This window comes from Fulvivirga imtechensis AK7 (assembly GCF_000331535.1).
Lineage (GTDB): Bacteria > Bacteroidota > Bacteroidia > Cytophagales > Cyclobacteriaceae > Fulvivirga > Fulvivirga imtechensis.
Window position 1 is genome coordinate 1 of the sequence record NZ_AMZN01000222.1, and the last position, 384, is coordinate 384.

Below are 384 nucleotides of genomic sequence, written 5' to 3' on the forward strand. Positions count from 1 at the left end.
GCTACCGGCAGGCTGATGCCTGCTCCCATCGGCTGGGTGCCGTTTACTCTTACTACTTCATTGTCTCCTGTGGTGTGGATATCTGAAGCGGTGGCATCTGCGCTGTTGAAGGTGACTCTTGTCTCTGCTATGCTGGTGTACAATGCTTCTTCATCTGCTGCCTTTTCCGATTCAAAGGTGGCGGGGAAGGTCAGGGTCTTCGGCTTCGTGGTGAAGGTAAGCCTTGTATTGCCCAGATGATCTTTCAGGTGGTACTGGTATTCAAAGTCTCCTGTGGTTTTGTCTTCTACTATCCTGCCTTCGTCATGATGGATCAGTTGTAGTTCTGTATTACCACTTTCATCTGTTTCATAGATGAACTCTCCGATGTATTCTGTCTTTTTG

The 384-nt window shown here is 48.2% G+C and carries 1 protein-coding gene; it reads right to left on the reverse strand.

Translation table 11 applies throughout. The features are described from left to right. Nucleotides 1-384, reverse strand: a 384-nt coding sequence (locus C900_RS27890; RefSeq protein ID WP_040497749.1) for a hypothetical protein, incomplete at both ends; no start/stop codon positions are given.